This is a genomic window from Stappia taiwanensis (genome assembly GCF_014635285.1).
GTDB classification, from domain to species: Bacteria; Pseudomonadota; Alphaproteobacteria; order Rhizobiales; family Stappiaceae; genus Stappia; species Stappia taiwanensis.
In genome coordinates this window covers 729,729-745,298 of sequence record NZ_BMCR01000001.1, presented here as the reverse complement: position 1 = coordinate 745,298, position 15,570 = coordinate 729,729, and the positions used below count along the sequence as shown (strand labels likewise).

Genomic DNA, 15,570 nt, shown 5'->3' with positions numbered 1-15,570 from the left:
GCCGCTAGAGCGTTTCCGCCTCCGGGCGGAAGGCCGCGGCGAAGGGCTCCGGCAGGTCAAATTCCGCCAGCACCCGCGCCCGGCCCTCGTCGGACATCTTGCGCGCGGTGCGGGTGACGATCCGCAGGAGCTCCTCCGGGTCGCGCCCGTCGGCGAAGGGGGAGAAGTACCAGCGCAGGAAGACGAAGCAGATCACGTCTTCAAGCTGCTGCACTTCCGGGTCGCGCTTGATGCCTTCCTTGCGCAGCATCCGGCCGCTGCGGGCAATCTCCTCCTCGCCATAACCGGCATCGGCCATGATGCCGGCGACCCGTTCGGCATGGCGCCGTCCCTGTTCCTTGCGCCAGGCGAGGTAGCCGGGCCGGCCTTGCGGATAGCTGTCACGGGAAAGGGTCCAGCGCTCCACATGCTGGCCCCGGGCGGCGATGCGCAGCACTTCCGAGGCTTGCGGAAACAGCCGCTCCAGCTCCGCGCTCATGCGCTCGCCATAGACAAGGGCGGCCGGGCGGCCGTCTTCCAGCGTCGGGTCGGCGGCATTGGCCGCGTCGATGGCGGCAAGGGCGGCGTCAAGGCGGGTGGGATCTTGCGTCATTGTCCACGGTTCCAGGCCAGAGCGGTGTCTTCCTCAGCATAGTCGCGCAAGGCGGCGACATCGGCGATCTCGGCATAATACTGGCGGATGGTGACGCCATGGTCGCGCAGCTTGGCGAAGGCGCGCGACAGGCTCTCCGGCTTCAGCCCCAGGCGCCCGGCGATCAGCGCCTTGTCGTAGGGCAGAAGCACGGTGCAGGAGCCATCGTCGCGGTCGCACAGTTCCAGCAGGAACTCGGCGACCCGCTGGGCGCCGGTCTGGGCCTTGAGCTGTTCCACCTGGCCGACCAGGCTGTGCAGATGGACGAAGGTTGCCGACAGGATCGAGACGGCCACTTCGGGAGACTCGGTGATCATCCGCAGGAAGGCATCCGCCTCGATCCGCAGCAAGGTGCAATCGGTGACCGCTTCCGCGCCGACCGGATAGACATCGTGGCGGAAGGCGACGGCCTCGCCGAAGCTGCGGCCCTTGGTGAACACGCCGACCACCGCCTCGGTGCCGTTGGGGGCGATGCGGAACAGCTTCACCCAGCCCTCGACGACGATGTAGATCGCGTTGGCGCGTTCCCCTTGCAGGAAGATGGTGGCACCCCGTTCGAACACGCGGGTATGGGCGCCGGCCAGCAACGCTTCCTGGGCCTGAGCGGGCGCGCTTGCCAGCAGGAGGGATTGGCGGGCAGTCTCTGCGTGTTCGGGTTTCATGCCTGGGTCTCTGGATGCCTGCGTTTTTTAGCTGACACCTTGTGCCACAGACCGGAGGGGCCGCACAGGGGCAACGTGCATTGCGGGGGCAATTGCCTTGCACGGATGCAGAGCAGAGAAGCGGGCAGCGAAATGGAGGCGGCCGGGCGCGGCGCGCATGCGGGGGGATGGCGCCGCGTCCGGCCGGGGTCACTGGCCCATCAGTGGCCGATCATCCATTTGTGCCGGGTCGGGGTCGGCTTCTGCGGTCCGACCTTGCACAGCGCGCAGCCGCAGCCGGCAAGGTGGCTTCTCTTGACCACCTTGGGTTCGCTGCCGCTCTTTTCCGAGCGGGTATGTGCCCGGCGCAAGGTGGTGTTCATCAGGTTGAGGCGCGGCGCCGCCACGTCCCGGGCGCTGGGTTCGCTGCAGGCGGGGCAGGCGCAGGCGTTCGCGGCATTGCTCATCGATTCCCAACTATCGAAGGGGCCGCATTCTTCGCAGATGTAGTTGTAAAGAGGCATGTTTGTCTTCTCGTCCTTCCGTTCGGGGGGCGGTTCGGGGTGAGGGCGGCGGAGCGCGGCCGCCGCCCGGTCCGGTCAGCTCACAACACTCCGTCCAGGAGCAGGTATCCGGGCATCCAGCCGGTGACGATGCCGGCGACCAGCGTCAGAAGCGCCGTTGGCCGCAACACCGGTTTTTGCAGGCCCAGCAGCAGGAAATACATGAACCAGAGCACGGCCCAGATCGCCCAGTTGAGCCCCAGCCAGACATCGGTGAAGGACTGGGCGGAACTCAGCCCCTGGATGGCGACCGGGGCAACGGTGATGGCCACGAACAGGCTGAACCAGCCAAGACCACGCCCGTCGACGGCCACGACCCGGTTGTAGGCAACCCAAAGGTAGGTGGTGGTGAACAAGAGGGTGAGGGCGCCGGCCTTGACCGACGCGGCGTCCGCTCCGCCGCCGAACAGCGAGCTGAAGGCAACGGCGAGGGTGGCGACCCCCGAGACGACATTGATGACGACGATCTCGCGATCCTCGATCTTGCCGAGCAGCCAGAGCCCGTTGAGAAACAAAACGGCGCCGACATATAAAAGTGCAAACCCGAGCAGCATGGGCGGTTCCCCCCAAGTGGCGGGCTCGACCGGGGTTCGCCCCCCGGCCGGCTCGCTTGTTGTTCTGGGTATTTGAGACGAAGCGTCAGCTCGTCTTGGCGACATCCGCGCCGATGTCCTGCCGTGTCGGGCCGGTCGAGTTCGGATTGATGTCGAAGTCGAAGATCCCTGTCGGGATCGCCAGGGTGGCGCAGACATTTGGAATATCGACAATGCCGGCGATGCGCCCCTCCACTGGCGCGGTGCCGAGGATCATGTAGGCCTGCTCGCCCGAGTAGCCGAATTTCATCAGATATTCGATGGCGTTGAGACAGGCGCGCCGGTAGGCGACATGGGCGTCGAGATAGTACTGCTCGCCCGTATGCTCATCGACCGAGATGCCTTCGAAAATCAGATAGTCGTCGAAATGCGGGTCGATCGGGCTCGGCTTGAAGATCGGATTGACGACGCCGTATTTGGCCATGCCGCCCTTGATGACATCGACGCTGATGTCGATCCAGCCGGCCATCTCGATGGCGCCGCAGAAGGTGATCTCGCCATCGCCCTGGGAGAAGTGGATGTCGCCCATGGAAAGGCCGCCGCCCTTCACATAGACCGGGAAATAGACCTTGGAGCCGCGCGACAGGTTCTTGATGTCGCAGTTGCCGCCATGTTCGCGCGGCGGCACGGTGCGCCAGGCTTCCTCGGCCGCCTTACGGGCCGCATCGCCGGTGAGCTGGCCCATCAGCGCGGTGTCGGCATAGGGCAGGGCGGCGAGCGGCGGCACCCGGTTGGGGTCGGTGGCGACCAGTTCCGCCTCGCGCCGGTTGGCCTCGGCCAGGAGGTTGTGATCGGGCAGGCAGCCGATCAGGCCGGGGTGGATGATGCCCGGATAGCGAACGCCGGGAATGTGGCGGGAGGTGGTGTAGATGCCCTGGAAGTCCCAGCAGGACTTGCTGGCGTTGGGATAATGCTCGGTCAGGAAGCCGCCGCCGTTTTCCTTGGCGAACAGGCCGTTGAAGCCCCATTCGGAATCCGGCTTGGCGCCAAGGTCGAGAATGTCCACGACGAGCAGATCGCCCGGCTCCGCGCCTTCGAACCCGAACGGTCCGCTGAGGTAATGCACCCGCGTCAGGTCGACGTCGCGCACGTCATTGGCGCTGTCGTTGTTGCCGATCTGGCCACCGGTCCAGTCGTGACATTCAACGCGGATCACTTCGTTCCGCTTGAAGGTTTCCACGAGGGGGATGTCCGGATGCCATCGGTTGTGCGTCTTGATGTCGTGATCTTCCGGCGCCTTGTTCAGGTCGACCGAAAATACTGTCTTGGGCATGGAAGCTCCTCCTCCGGTTAGTCTCGAAAACGGGAGGAGCCTGCCGCAGCCGTTCCCCCCCAGGATCGCCATCCGCATTCCGTCTTTGTGCGGGATTGCGAACCGTGCGGGGCAAGGTTAGGCAGCTTGTGTAATTTCACTGTGGGCGGTGATCGGCCGGATTGTAATTTTTTGTAATCGGGCCAAGGCGTTAGGGGTGTGCTTAAGCAGCCTTTTAGACCCCTGTTTCCCCTTTTCGATCAATCATTTGTATTATTTTTCCAGGGTGGTGCCTGCGCCATGGTGCGGCAATTGGCTCTCCCTCCCAATAGTTGCGGGGAGCTCGCGACAAATACCGATGCTGAAGCGCTCGACCGGCGGCGGGAAATGCGCTTATCGTATCGCCATGCAGAGCGAAGAAACACGATCCCGCATACTCGTCGTCGATGATGACCGGCTGTTGTGCAATTTCCTGCAGAAGTTCCTGTCGGGCGAGGGCTACGGCGTCACTTGCGCCAATGAAGGGCGGGAGATGCGGCGGGCGCTGGCCGACCAGCCGTTCGATCTGGTGATTCTCGACCTGACCTTTTCCTCCGGCGACGATGGCATCACGCTGGCACGCGGTCTGCGGGCGCAATACGATTTCCCGGTGATCGTTCTGTCGGGCAAGAGCACCACCATCGACAAGGTGGTGTGCCTGGAACTGGGCGCGGATGACTACATTACCAAGCCGTTCGAGCCGCGCGAGTTGCTGGCGCGGGTGCGCTCGGTGCTGCGCCGGGCGGTGCGGCGGATCGAGCCGGCGGCAAACGGGGAGGCGGAGGTCGCGCCGATGTGTTTCGCCGGCTGGCGGCTCGACCCCACCTGCTACCAGTTGAAGTCGCCCGAGGGTGAGGCGGTCCGGCTGACCAGTCAGGAGTTTCAGGTTCTGACAGCACTGGTGCAGCGGCGCGGCCGCATCCTGTCGCGCGAGCAGATCCTGGAGATCGTCGCCAACCGCAACTGGACCCCCTATGACCGCAGCATCGATGTGCTGATCGGCAAGATCCGCCGCAAGCTCAACGACAGTGCCCGCGAGATGCAGTTCATCAAGACCATTCGCGGCATCGGCTACATGTTCGCGCCGCCCGAAGGCCACTGAACCGCGCGTGGCAGATAGAGGCTGATGCGGGTGCCGCGCCCCGGGGCGCTGTCGATGGCAAGGCGCCCGCCCGAGCCGCGCACGAAATTGTCCACCATCGGCAGCCCAAGGCCGCAGCCTTCGCCCGGCGGCTTTGTGGTGAAGAGCGGATCAAGCGCGCGGGCGCGCACCGCCGGGCTCATGCCTTCGCCGCTGTCGGCGACCGAGATCACCACATAGTCGCCCGGGACCAGATCGGTCGGGCCCTGATGCCCGTCGAGGCCGAGGCGGACGTTGCGCGCCTCGAAATCGAGGGTGCCGCCGGCGGGCATGGCATCGCGCGCGTTGAGCGCCAGGTTGAGCAGGCTCGTTTCCAGCCGTCCGGGCAGGAGTTCGACCGGGGAAAGCCCATCCTCCATGCGCAGGCGGATGACGAGCGTATCCCCCAGGGTGCGTTCGAGCATGCGGATGAGGGCGGGAAGCTCTTCGTCCAGCCGGACCAGACCGATGTTTTCCGATGGCGCGGCGCCGAAGCCGAGAAGCCGGGTCGTCAGGTCGGAGCCGGACCGGGTGGCAGCGAGCGCGTCGGCGACCAGTTCCGCCAACTCCGGCTGGTGCCGCACGCGCTCTTCCAGCAGGCGCAGATTGCTGAGCTGAACGGCGAGGATGTTGTTGAAGTCATGGGCAATGCCGCTGGTCAGTTGCCCCATCGCCTCCATGCGCTGCTTCTGGCTCAGCCGGGCGGCGGCCAGCGCCTTGTCCTTGAGAAGCTGGATGCGCTCGAAGCACCGGTTCAAGGTGGCAAGCAGATCCTCGCAGTGGAACGGCTTCATCAGGTAGTCGTAGGCGCCCGCCTGCAGCGCCTCGACCGCCGTTTCGACCGAGGCATAGGCGGTGATCATCACGCAGACGAGGTCCGGATCCTTTTTGCGCAAGGCCCGCACCACCTCGATGCCATCGCCGGTGCCAAGCCGCACGTCGACAAGGGCGACGGAGACCGATTGCCGGTCGATCAGCCCAAGGGCGGTCTCGCCGTCATGGGCCTGAAACACCCGGTAGTCCTCGAGCCGCAGCAGGCCGGCGAGGCTTGCGGCGAAATCCGTGTCGTCATCGACGATCAGCAGCGCCCGCCCGCCGGCGCCCTGTCTCGTCAAGCGGTTGTCCTCCTGTGCTGTCATGTTGCCATCCTCCGGTTGGCTCATGCTCCCATCCCCGGCAACACAAGGGTGACGGTGCTGCCTTCGCCCTCGATACTGTCGATGCGGATTTCGCCGCCATGGGCCTCAATGATGCGCTTGACCAGCGGCATGCCGAGGCCGACGCCGAACGCCTTGGTGCTGTAAAGCGGCTCGAAGGCGCGCCGGCGCGCCTCCATCGACATGCCGCCGCCGTTGTCGGCGATGGACAGACACACCCGGTCGCCCTCGCGCCGGGTGGCGACACGGATCGCGGTATCGCGATCCTGCACCGCCTCGCAGGCTTGCAGCGCGTTGGTCAGCACATTGGAGAAGGCCTGGTGCAGCCGTTCGCCGTCGGCCATCAACTCGCAATCGGCGGCAAGGTCGAGGTGGATCAGGGGGCGGGTCCGGTCGTCGAGTTCATTGACCTGATTTTCCGCCCAGCGGTCGATCGCCAGCGGGGCGGGGGCGAAGCGATGCTTGCGCGAGAAGTCGAGCAGGTCCTCGATGATGCGCACGCAGCGCCAGGCATTGCGCTGCATCCGTTCCAGCTCGCCGGACACCGGTTCGCCGGCGTTCTTGAGCGAGCGGCGCAGGATATCGGAGGAGGTGACCAGCGTGCCGAGCGGGTTGCGCAATTCATGGCTGACGGTGGCGGTGACCTTGCCGATGGCGGCCAGCCGCTCGTTGCTGGCCAGATCCTGTTGTGCCTGACGCAGCTTCTCCATGGAGGCCATCAGGTCGCGTTCGGCCAGTTCCCGGCTTTCATGGGACAGGACGATCCACCAGGCGCCGATGCACAGAAGGGGCAAGAGCGCCAGAAACACCCCGAGCAGCAGCGAGCCGCTGTCTAGACGCGGCTGACCGGCGGCGGGTTCGATCAGGCGATAGGCGAGGAGGATCGCCGCCGCCGTGACGATGGCCAGGGCAAACAGGATGCCGCCGACCTTGAACAGTCGCTGCTGCATGTGCGGGGCGATCTTGTTGCGCAGGCCCCGCCCCAGGTAGCTGGCGCGCGATTCCTCCAGCACCCCGCCGGGCGATTTGCAGACATCGTGGCAATGGGAATCGAGGCTGCAACACAGCGAGCAGATCGGCCGCTCGTAGAAGGTGCAATGCACCATGTCCGGACGCTCGTAATCGAGGCCGCAAAGCTCGCAGCGCAGGATGCGGCGCTTCGGATCGGCGAAGGGGGTGACCGGGCGGGCGCGGTAGTATTTGCCCTTGGTGAGAACGCCGATGGCGACCGCGCTGGCAAGGGCGGTGAGGAAGGCGATGGGCGCGGCATAGGCCTGGGCCATGGTGCCCAGCGTGCCGGTGAAGCAGATCACCGCCACCAATGCGCCGAGCGCCATCGAGCCGCAGCCGACCGGGTTGAAATCGGGCAGGTAGGCGCGCCGGAATTCCGGATAGGCGGGGCTGACGCCAAGGGGCTTGAGGATGGCGAGATCGGCGAAGATCGACCCGATCCAGGCGGCGGCGATGACCGAATAGACCGCCAGCACCAGTTCCAGCGTCTGGAAGATGCCGAGCAGCATCAACAAGAGCGAGATCAGGATGTTGAACACCAGCCAGACCACCCGGCCCGGGTGATAATGGGTGACCCGGGCAAAGAAGTTCGACCAGGCGAGCGAGCCGGCATAGGCGTTGGTCACGTTGATTTTCACCTGCGAGACCAGCACGAAGATCGCCGCCGCCGCCAGCACCACCACCTGATCGGAGCTGACGTAGCCATAGGCCTGAATGTACATATGGATCGGCTCCAGCGCGGTTTCGCTGGAAAGGCCCGAGGTGATGGCGATGGCGGCGAGAAAGCTGCCGCACAGGATCTTGAAGCCGCCGATGACGATCCAGCCCGGCCCGGCGGAAATGACGGCGGCCCACCAGCGCAGGCGGTTCTCCGGTGTCTTGTCGGGCAGGAAGCGCAGATAGTCGACCTGCTCGCCGATCTGGATCGACAGGGCGAACAGGATGCCCAGCGCCGCGCCGAAGGAGAGCATGTTGAAACCGCCGCCGCCCTTCTCGCTGCCGGCGAAGGCGACCCAGTCGCGCGCGGTCTCCGGATGACCGATGGCGATGGCGATGAACGGCAGCAACAGCATCATGATCCACAGCGGCTGGGTGATCAGTTGCAGCCGGCTGATCATGGTGACGCCCATGAAGGTGATCGGGATGATGATCAGCGAGGAGATGATGTAGCCGAGCACCAGCGGCACATCGGCGAACAGCTTCAGGGCCTGGGCCATGATCGCGCCTTCCAGCGCGAAGAAGATGAAGGTGAAGGTGGCGTAGATCAGCGAGGTGATGGTGGAACCGATGTAGCCGAAGCCCGCGCCCCGGGTCAGCAGATCCATGTCGATGTTGTGGCGGCTGGAATAATAGGCAATCGGCAGGCTGGTGATGAAGACGAACAGGCAGGTCACCAGCACGGCGGGAAAGGCGTTGGCAAAGCCGTAGCTGAGGGTGATGGCGCCGCCGATGGCCTCTAGCGCGAGAAAGGAAATGCCGCCCAGCGCGGTGTTGGCGATGACGAAGGGCGACCAGCGCCGGAACGACCGCGCCGCGTAGCGCAGCGAGTAATCCTCCAACGTCTCGTTGGCGATCCAGGAGTGATAGGACCGCAGCGCGGGCAGGTGCGGAAGGTCCATCAGCCGCCTGCGGGCTCAGCGCCGCGCCGCCACCGGCGCATCCCATGCGGCGCCGACCGAATGCCTGGCATCATCCGACTGTTCCCCCCCCCAATGATCTGCACGTGTTGGGGCTCTTTCGACCCTTTGTCACCGAACATAGCAGGTTTGCCGGCCGCGTCTCCAGTCGGGTGATGGGGCGGTCGCTCGCTCCTATGAGGAGCCGGCGCCAGGAAAACCTCGCATTCGGGCGCGGCGTCCGTGTATTCTTTCCGCAAGGTCCGTGGCGCGGAAGTCCCGCGGCCCGGAAGCGAACGCGAGACCCTGACCTGACCAGATGAATCTTCGCCATATCGAGGTTTTCCACGCAATCCGGCTGGCCGGTTCGATCAATGCCGCCGCCGACCGGCTGAACGTGTCCCAACCGGCGCTCAGCCGGACCCTGAAGCACGCCGAATCCCTGCTCGGGTTCAAGCTGTTCGACCGGGTGAAACAGCGGCTGGTGCCGACCAAGGAAGCCGAACTGCTGTTTGCCGAAGCCAAGGACGTGCAGGTCGCGCTGGAGCGCTTCCGCACGCTGGCGCGCAACCTGGGGCGCAATCCGGACAATGTGCTGCGGGTCGGCTTTCTGCCCAGCCTCGGGGTGGGGTTGGCGCCGAAGGTGGTGTCCAAGCTGCCGCAGCACTGGGAGGGCTTCAAGCTGGAGCTTTTCACCCATCACTACGATGTGCTGGTGAAACGGCTCTTGGCGCTCGACCTGGATCTGGCGGTGGGGTTTTCCATCGTCGAGACGCCCGGCATCAACAGCACCACCGTCGGCACCATGAGCCTGACCTATCTGGAAACGGACGGTCCGGGGGCGGTGGTCGATCCTTCGCCGATGGATCTGCGCGAGATCGACATGAACAGCTTCGTTGGGCTGGAAGGGGAATCGCCGGTCGGGGTGTTCCTCAAGGATGCGTTCGAGCGGGTGGGCGTTGCCTATGAGCCGCGCATCTCGGTGCACACCTATTCGGTGGCCGCCGCCTGTGTCAGCCAGGGGGTAGGCTGCGCCATCGTCGATGAGTTTTCCGCCCGGTTCACGCGCGGGGTGCGGCTGCGTCCGCTGACGCCGCCGCTTCAGTTCACCATCACCGCGCTCACGGCGGAAAACCGGCCGATCTCGAACGCGGAAGACATGTTCATCAAGATCCTGAAATCCGCCTGCACGGAGCTGCACCAGGAAAGCTGATTGGAGGAAGGCGCGCCGGTCCGCAAACCGTCGCTTCCTTGCGCTCAGACGGCGCCGCGCGCCAGGAAGCGGCCGCCGCGCGTTCCCGTCACCCGGCCATCGGTGAGAACCGGTCGGCCATTGACGAACACATGCTCGATGCCGGTCGAGGGACGGTCCGGCGTGTCATAGTCCGCAAGGTCCAGCACGGTCTCGGCGTTGAAGGCGACAAGGTCGGCGCTGAAGCCGGTCTGCAGCCGGCCGCGGCGGGCCATGCCGAACACCTGCGCGGGCAGGGAGGTCATCTTGCGAATGGCTTCTTCCAGCGGTAGCACGCCATCCTCGCGCACGTAGCGTCCGAGCACGCGGGGGAAGGTGCCCCAGAGGCGCGGATGGGATTGCGGGCCGGGAATGCCATCGGAGCCGATCATGGTGCGCGGGTGGCTCATGATGCGGCGGATGTCCTCCGGCGACATCTGGAAATAGACCCCCATGGCGGGGCTGAGCCGGCGGGCGGCTTCCTCGTCATCGCAGCCCATCTGCTCGGCAACGCGGGAGAGCTCCATGCCGTTGAATTCCGGATGGGGCCGGGAGTTGATCACCAGAATGCGTTCCGCGTGCCGGGTCAGCTCCGGCAGAAGCACGGTGGAACTGGCCTCATAAGGGTAGACATCCATGGCGATGTCCTGATGGCGCAGGGCCTTGTCGATCATCGACAGGGTCCGGACCGAGCGGCCATAGTTCTGCTTGCCGATGCATTTGTGGTGGGAGATCACCACGGGAACGCCTGCCTGCCGGCCGATGCCGATGGTCTCGCCGACCGCCTCTTCCACCCCGTCGCGCTCGTCGCGCATATGGGTGACGTAGAGCGCACCGGGGAAGGCGGCCAGCTCCTGCGACAGGGCGACGATTTCCTCGGTCGGTGCGGCCTTGGCGACCGGATAGGCAAGGCCGGTGCTGAGACCGAGCACGCCGGCGGTGAGCGCTTCGTTGAGATGTCCGCGCATGGCGTCGACTTCCGCCCGGCTGGCCGGACGGTCCGTGTCGGCGAGCACCATGGCCCGCAACGTGCCGTGACCGGCGAGCGCGGCCACATTGACCGCAACGCCGGCATCGTCGACCGCTCGCCGATAGGCGGCGAAGGAGCCGAAGCGGTAGTCGTCGGCATCGCCGAGCAGGCCCAGCGGCGGCACCAGCTTTGGCGGATGCTTGTAGGGCGCGAGGCTGATGCCGCAATTGCCGACGATCACGGTGGTCACCCCTTGGGTGATCTTCGGCTCCATGGCGCTGTCGTTGAGAACGGCGAGGTCGTCATGGGTGTGCACGTCGATGAAGCCGGGGGCGAGGCAGAGCCCGTCCAGATCGCGGGTGTCCGGCGCCGACCAGTCGGAGACATCGCCGATGGCGAGCAGTTGCCCGCCGCCAATCGCCACGCCGCCGGTCACCGGAGGACCGCCGAGACCGTCGAACAGCTCGGCGTTGATCAGCAGTGTGTCGCACTGTTTCCGTGTCATCGGTGGGTCCTTCGGTTGGTGGGCGTGGCGCTGGGCGGCGGTGGTTATGCGGAAAGGCCTGCCGGGGTGCGCCGATCCGGCGACAGGCGGGGCTCAAGGGCGGCACCAAGGGCCAGAAGGCTGTCCTCGCCAAAGGCGCGGCCCATCAATTGCACGGAAAGCGGCAAGCCGGCGTCGCTGAACCCGGCCGGCAGCGCCAGCGCACAGGCGCCGACGTAGTTGGCCGGCCGGCCATAAAGCGCCAGCGGGACGGTGGTTTCATCCACCTCGGCCACCGGCACCGCCGGGAAGGGGATGGCCGGCGTCAGGAAGGCATCGAACGGCCGCATGAAGTCGGCATAGACCTCCTTCATGTGGCGGTGATGCGCCAGGGTGTCGATGTAATCGTCGGCGCTGACCCCGGCCCCGGCGAGAATGCGCTGGCGGACGTAAGGGCCGAAGGCGCGGGCGTCGTCGGCGATGTAGTCGCGGTGCACCGCATAGGCTTCGGCGGCGATGATGCGGCCGTTCCGCGCCGTCAGCTCGTCGAAGCTGAAGGGCAGGCTGACCGGCACCAGCTTCACGCCAAGGGAGCGCAGGGCCTCTTTCGCCCGTTCGAAAGCGGCCTGCATGGGCGGATCGAGCGGGGCGGGGAAATCCTCCTCGCGCATCACCGCCACATGCATGCCGTCCGCCGAAAGCTGGCGCCAGGCGCTAGCGATACGCGCGGGGGCGGCAAGGGTCGCCGGGTCGGCGGGGTCGGCGCCGGCAAGCGCCTCAAACAACAGCGCCGCGTCCTCGACGGTGCGGGTCATCGGCCCGACGGAATCGAGGGTCGAGGAGAGGGGGAAGCAGCCGCTCAGGCTGATGCGTCCGTAGGTCGGCTTGAGACCGGCAAGGCCGTTGAGCGCCGCCGGGATGCGGACCGAGCCGCCGGTGTCGCTGCCAAGAGCTGCCGGGGCCAGGCCGGCGGCGACAGCAACGCCGGACCCGCTGGAGGAGCCGCCGGGAATGCGATGGGTGTCAAGGTCCCACGGATTGTGCGGGGTGCCGCAGATCGGGTTGGTGCCCCAGCCGCCGAAGGCGAACTCGACCATGGCGGTGCGGCCGATGGGGATCATGCCGGCGGCCAGCAGGCGCCGCATTACGGTGGCATCGCTCACCGAGCGACGATCCGACCATGCGGCACTGCCCACGGTGCAGATGTCGTCCTGCCAGTCCACCAGATCCTTGATGGCGATCGGCAGGCCGTGCAGCGGGCCGTAAACGACACCTGAGGCGCGCAGCCTGTCATGGCCCTCGGCCATGGCCATCGCCTTGTCGGCATCGACATGGACGAATGCACCCAGCTTCGTGTCATGCGCGGCGATCCGGTCGAGGAAATGCCGGGTGATATCGGTTGCGGTTAGAGCCCCCTCATCGAGGGCTTTCGACAGATCCGCAAGGGAGGCAAATGACAGGTCCATGTCTTCTTTCTTTTCACAGGAGATACGTCCGGCCCGGGGTGCGCCCCCGGGCCGAGCGCGATTGATCAGTTCCGCTGGTCCCAGGCGGGGATCGGGTACACCGGCTTGGCGACGGCGACCTCTTCCGGCCAGACGGTGACCAGGCCCTTTTCCGGCTGAAGCTGGACGACCGGGAACGGCATCTTCAGCTGCTTGCCGGTCTCGTCGACCGCATAGGGGCCGGCCAGAACCGTGAGGTTGTCGCTGAGGTCGAGGGCGGCCTGCTTCAGCTTGTCGGCTTCGAAGCTGTCGGCCTTCTCGATGATCTCGCCGGCGATGACGGCGGCGCCATAGGCGAGCACCGTCTGGAAGTCCGGCTCATAGGAGACGTTCGGGAACATCGTCTCGTAGGCGCTGATGAAGCCCGCGCGGTCGAGGCCGGCGTTCACTTCCCAGTTGATGGTGGGATGGAAGTTGGTGTGGCTGTAGATGTACTGGGCATCGTCGCCGATCTCGATGAACTGAGGCGTCGAGGCGTAGACCATGAACGAGAACGGGAAGTTGACGTTCATCTGGCGCATCTGCCGCACCATGGAGATGAGGTCGCCCTCGTAGCTGGTGGGAAAGAACACGTCCGCGCCGGCGGCCCGCGCCTTCTGCAGCAACAGGCTGAAGTCCTTGGTGCCCTTCGGGTAGTCTTCCTTCAGAACCACTTCCATGCCGAGCTTCTCGGCAATGGCCTCGGCACCGTCGGCAAGGCCGGCGGGGAAGGGCTCGTCGACATTGACGATGGCGACCTTCTTGCCGCCGAGGGCATGGGCTGCCTCAAGGCCGGCGGAGGGCATGCGCGAGACCGGCATCTGGGTGGCGGAGACGATGTTCTTGAAGCCCTGGTCGTAAAGGGCATCGGAGGCCGCCGACCAGATCACCATGAACTTGCCGAGCCGCTCGGTCACCGTGGCCGCCGCCGCCGTCAGGGTCGAGCCGAAGGGGGCGAGCAGAATGTCCACGTCTTCGTTGACGATGAGGTCTTCGTACACCCGGGCGACCATCTGCTTGTCGCTGCGGTCATCACGCTTGACCAGTTCGACGAGGCGCTTCTCGCCGCCGAACTCAAGGCCGCCCTGCTTGTTGATCTCGTCGACCCAGATCTCCACGCCGCGCACGCCCGACTGGGAGGCGAGGGCGAAGTTGCCCGATGACGACACGGTCATGCCGATGCGGATCTTCTCCGCCGCCTCTGCCACGGTCAGCGGCAGGCTCATGCACGCCAGCAGCGTGCCGGCCAGAAAACTACGCTTGGTAATGGTCCACATAGGTATCCTCCCTCTTGGGTCCGGTTGGTTGCGTCCCGACGCCGTCAGACGTCGATCCTGTAGTTCATCCATTCGGCGACCATCTCCTTGAGCTGGCCGTCGGTGGCGAAATCCTCCTTGGTGCCCTCCGCCTTGTTCCGGCCCAGCTCCAGGATGTGGAGCCGGTCGGAAATGGCGGCGCATTGGCGCACGTTCTGGTCGACCAGGATGATGGTCGCCCCCTGGTCCGCCAGCGAACGGGTCAGGGCGTAGATGTCCTTGGAAATCTTCGGCGCGATCATTGCCGTCGGCTCGTCGAGCAGAATGACCTTCGGGTCGGTGACCAGCGCCCGGGCGATCTCGAGGAACCGCTGCTGGCCACCGCTGAGCGCGCTGGCCGGGCTGGCGGAACGTTCCTTGAGCACCGGGAACTTGTCGAAGGTCGCGGCGATGGCGCGGGTGATCCGGGCCTTGTCCTTGCGGAACGGCCAGCAACCGAGCAGCAGGTTGTCGTAGACCGAAAGGCCCGGAAACACGCTGCGGTTCTGCGGCACGAAGGCGATGCCTTCCAGCGCCCGCTGAAACGCCTTCAGGCCGGTGATGTCGCGCCCGCCCATGTGGATCGCGCCGGTGCGGGTGGTCAGCAGGCCGAAGATGGTCTTCAGCACCGTCGATTTGCCGGCTCCGTTCGGGCCGATGATGCCGGTCACCTCGCCCGGCTGGGCGCGCAGTGCCACGCCCTGCAACACCGTGATGTCCCCGTTGTAGGCGACACTGATGTTTTCCATGCTGAGTTCAACGCCATCCATGATCAGGCTCCCAGGTAAGCTTCGATGACGTCGGGGTTCTTCTGGATGGCCTCGGCGTTGCCTTCGGCAAGCACATGACCTTCATGCATGACCAGAATGTTGTCAGACAGCTCGTAGACGGAGGTCAGGTCGTGGCTCACCAGCATGACCGAGCAGCCGACCTCTTGCGGCATCTCGCGGATGATGCCGATCAGGAGCAGGGCAAGGCTTGGGTTGACGCCGGCAAAGGGCTCGTCGAGCAGCACCAGCTTGGGATTGGCGACCATGATGCGGGCCAGCTCCAGGAGCTTCTGCTGTCCGCCGGACAGCTCCTCCGCGTAGTTGTGGCGCAGCCGGTAGAGCTCCACCTTGTTGAGCCAGTGGGCGCTGATCTCCGCCACTTGCGCGTTGCTCAGCCCCTTGTTGAGCAGCGCGACGGCAAGGTTTTCCAGAAGAGACATCTGGGGGAAGATCCGCGGCACCTGGAAGGTGCGGCCGACGCCCTCGGAGAACACCGCATGCGGGGCCTTGCCGATGAGGCTGACGCCATCGAGGCTGATTTCCCCGGCGGTGGCTTCGTAGATGCCGTTGATGCAGTTCAGCATCGTGGTCTTGCCGGAGCCGTTCATGCCGAGAACGCCGAGGATCGAGCGGTCCGGGACGGTGAGGCTGATGCCGGCAAGCGCCGTCATGCCACCGAAGGTTTTTACGAGTTGATCGACTTTCAACATGGC

Annotated in this window: 14 protein-coding genes; 2 read left to right on the top strand and 12 right to left on the bottom strand. The window is 65.6% G+C overall.

Features of this window, described 5'->3' with window-relative positions; genetic code table 11:
* Positions 1-4: 4 nt before the first annotated feature.
* The 5 genes from IEV83_RS03305 to fmdA all read right to left on the bottom strand — a co-directional run bounded on the left by IEV83_RS03305 (position 5) and on the right by fmdA (position 3,701).
* Entirely contained in the window at positions 5-592 is a 588-nt protein-coding gene (locus IEV83_RS03305; protein WP_181761532.1) for a DUF4202 domain-containing protein, read from the bottom strand.
* Positions 589-1,293: a Crp/Fnr family transcriptional regulator gene (locus IEV83_RS03300; RefSeq protein WP_181761531.1), complete on the bottom strand. Its 705-nt coding sequence runs from the start codon at positions 1,291-1,293 to the stop codon at positions 589-591. The genes IEV83_RS03305 and IEV83_RS03300 overlap by 4 nt, the downstream gene beginning before the upstream one ends.
* Before the next feature lie 200 nt (positions 1,294-1,493).
* Positions 1,494-1,796 carry an FmdB family zinc ribbon protein gene (locus IEV83_RS03295; protein WP_181761856.1) on the bottom strand — a complete coding sequence of 101 codons (303 nt, stop codon included), beginning with the start codon at positions 1,794-1,796 and terminating at the stop codon, positions 1,494-1,496.
* Between the two features lie 80 nt (positions 1,797-1,876).
* Positions 1,877-2,389: an AmiS/UreI family transporter gene (locus IEV83_RS03290; RefSeq protein WP_181761857.1), complete on the bottom strand. Its 513-nt coding sequence runs from the start codon at positions 2,387-2,389 to the stop codon at positions 1,877-1,879.
* Between the two features lie 85 nt (positions 2,390-2,474).
* Positions 2,475-3,701, bottom strand: coding sequence for a formamidase (gene fmdA / locus IEV83_RS03285; protein ID WP_181761858.1), 1,227 nt, complete (start codon positions 3,699-3,701; stop codon positions 2,475-2,477).
* A 337-nt stretch (positions 3,702-4,038) separates the two neighbouring features.
* Between fmdA and IEV83_RS03280 the strand changes: the two genes are divergently transcribed.
* Positions 4,039-4,821, top strand: a complete 783-nt coding sequence (locus IEV83_RS03280) for a response regulator transcription factor (protein ID WP_244628041.1) — start codon at positions 4,039-4,041, stop codon at positions 4,819-4,821.
* On the opposite strand, the gene IEV83_RS03275 is transcribed toward IEV83_RS03280, so the two are convergent.
* Together IEV83_RS03275 and IEV83_RS03270 are read right to left on the bottom strand one after the other, a co-directional pair.
* Entirely contained in the window at positions 4,791-6,002 is a 1,212-nt protein-coding gene (locus tag IEV83_RS03275; protein WP_181761859.1) for a sensor histidine kinase, read from the bottom strand. The two genes, IEV83_RS03280 and IEV83_RS03275, sit on opposite strands and share 31 nt — an antisense overlap.
* A complete protein-coding gene (locus tag IEV83_RS03270) occupies positions 5,999-8,626 on the bottom strand; it encodes an ATP-binding protein (RefSeq protein ID WP_181761860.1) in 2,628 nt (875 codons plus the stop codon). The genes IEV83_RS03275 and IEV83_RS03270 overlap by 4 nt, the downstream gene beginning before the upstream one ends.
* Before the next feature lie 316 nt (positions 8,627-8,942).
* Here IEV83_RS03270 and IEV83_RS03265 point away from each other — a divergent pair, with 316 nt between their 5' ends.
* Positions 8,943-9,836 (top strand): LysR family transcriptional regulator, encoded by an 894-nt coding sequence (locus IEV83_RS03265; protein ID WP_181761861.1) that lies wholly within the window; start codon positions 8,943-8,945, stop codon positions 9,834-9,836.
* 44 nt (positions 9,837-9,880) lie between these two features.
* Here the strand turns inward: IEV83_RS03265 and IEV83_RS03260 are convergent, their stop codons facing one another.
* The 5 genes from IEV83_RS03260 to IEV83_RS03240 form a co-directional block, all read right to left on the bottom strand.
* Complete coding sequence (locus IEV83_RS03260) at positions 9,881-11,329, bottom strand: N-acyl-D-amino-acid deacylase family protein (RefSeq protein WP_181761862.1); 1,449 nt, start codon at positions 11,327-11,329, stop codon at positions 9,881-9,883.
* A 44-nt stretch (positions 11,330-11,373) separates the two neighbouring features.
* The gene (locus tag IEV83_RS03255) at positions 11,374-12,774 is read right to left on the bottom strand and encodes an amidase (RefSeq protein ID WP_181761863.1); all 1,401 of its coding nucleotides are present in this window, start codon (positions 12,772-12,774) and stop codon (positions 11,374-11,376) included.
* A 65-nt stretch (positions 12,775-12,839) separates the two neighbouring features.
* Positions 12,840-14,069 (bottom strand): amino acid ABC transporter substrate-binding protein, encoded by a 1,230-nt coding sequence (locus IEV83_RS03250; RefSeq protein ID WP_181761864.1) that lies wholly within the window; start codon positions 14,067-14,069, stop codon positions 12,840-12,842.
* Positions 14,070-14,113: 44 nt separating this feature from the next.
* On the bottom strand, positions 14,114-14,857 hold the full coding sequence (locus IEV83_RS03245) for an ABC transporter ATP-binding protein (RefSeq protein WP_181761865.1): 744 nt from the start codon (positions 14,855-14,857) through the stop codon (positions 14,114-14,116).
* A 2-nt stretch (positions 14,858-14,859) separates the two neighbouring features.
* Positions 14,860-15,567 (bottom strand): ABC transporter ATP-binding protein, encoded by a 708-nt coding sequence (locus IEV83_RS03240; protein ID WP_181761866.1) that lies wholly within the window; start codon positions 15,565-15,567, stop codon positions 14,860-14,862.
* Positions 15,568-15,570: the final 3 nt, after the last annotated feature.